This window comes from Thiorhodococcus mannitoliphagus (genome assembly GCF_010915725.1).
In the GTDB taxonomy this organism is placed as follows: domain Bacteria; phylum Pseudomonadota; class Gammaproteobacteria; order Chromatiales; family Chromatiaceae; genus Thiorhodococcus; species Thiorhodococcus mannitoliphagus.
Map to the genome: position 1 here is coordinate 1 of NZ_JAAIJR010000324.1, position 1,452 is coordinate 1,452.

Here is a 1,452-nt window from a genome sequence, read left to right on the forward strand (position 1 = left end):
TCTTGGTCTTGCCGCAGTAGTGGGTGAAGCCGAGAAACGTAAACTCCTCGGGCTTGCCACCACGCGCCTGCGCATTGTTTCGGGCGAAGCGCCCAAACGGCAAACACCGCGTCTTTTCTTCGGCGAGGCGCAGCTTGAACTTCGCCAACCGCTCACCGAGTGCCACATGAAATCGTTGTGCTTCCTGCCGGTCCTGAAAGGCGGCGACGAAGTCGTCGGCAAAACGGAAGTAATACGCCTCGCCTTGACACTGTGGCCGTACCCGATGACTGAACCAGAGGTCCAGCACATAATGAAGGTAGACGTTCGAAAGCAGCGGGGAGAGAATTGAGCCTTGCGGCGTTCCCTCTTCACTGGCCTGCACGAGCCCGTCCTCAAGAATGCCGCCTTTGGGCTCGCTGCGCGCCTTCTCGCCTATGCGTCTTAGCTCTGTGCTCACTGTGTTTCCACGCCTTGCATCGTGACAATGTTTCCGCTTCAACGCTCAACCAACCGTGAGGACCTTCGCTCCGAGGGCATTACCCCTCTTCATCGCTAACCGTTGCGGCGTACCGGTCCTCATCACTCGCGACGCGGCCATTTGAGCCCCTCTTGTGACACAAAATTGATGTTTCTCGGGGCTCTGTGTCGGATTCAGGGCCACACCCTTCACCTCGTGTCACTCATTTATCTGACCGTCCGGCTTGCGCCGTCCGATCATGACACTTCCGAGCGGCTGACTAAGCCTTACTCGGGAGAGCTTCCCGCTTGCGCGGTTCTCTCACAGTCGGCAACCATTGCCAGGTCACCCAGGTCTCCCGTCGAACCGCAAGCCGAGGGTCAGGTCTCCCGTCGCACGCTCCAGCAAATTGTCCTCGCCCCTGATGCTGGCTAGACTCTTCCCATGCAGCATCCCATCGACCCCAAGATCGACTGCGTGTTCAAGGCCCTGCTGGGGGCGGAGTCCAATCGCGCGCTGCTGATTCACTTCCTCAACGCCATCCTCGGCCGCGATCTCCCGGCCCCCATCACTTGGGTCGAGATCCTCAATCCGTACAACGACAAGGAATTTCTCGACGACAAGCTCAGCATCGTCGACGTCAAGGCGCGCGACGCGCGTGATTGTCTCCATCAGATCGAAATCCAGCTCCTCACCAATCGCGACCTCCTGGCGCGCATCCTCTACACCTGGGCTGACCTCTACGGCTCCCAATTGCACAGCGGCCAGGATTACAGCGCGCTCAACCCCACCTATGCCATCTGGCTGCTGGGCGAGAATCTGTTGGCCGACAGCAGTGACTACGCCCACGACTTCCGCCTGCGCGACGCCCAGGCTCGCCCGCTCCTCGACCATGGCGGCATCTGGCTGCTGGAATTGAAAAAGTTCCACGCCGAGCAGATCCAAACCGAGCAGGAACGCTGGCTGAAATTCTTCAAAGACGGCGAAGCCCTCGACAGTAGCGCCCTGCCGTC

The 1,452-nt window shown here is 59.7% G+C and carries 2 protein-coding genes; one reads left to right on the forward strand and one right to left on the reverse strand.

The features are described from left to right. The coding region (locus G3480_RS26615; protein ID WP_338114237.1) for a reverse transcriptase domain-containing protein at positions 1-439 on the reverse strand (439 nt) is incomplete at its 3' end. A 444-nt stretch (positions 440-883) separates the two neighbouring features. Between G3480_RS26615 and G3480_RS26620 the strand changes: the two genes are divergently transcribed. Further along, positions 884-1,452 (forward strand): Rpn family recombination-promoting nuclease/putative transposase (locus G3480_RS26620; protein WP_164657207.1); only part of this gene is annotated, 569 nt, incomplete at its 3' end.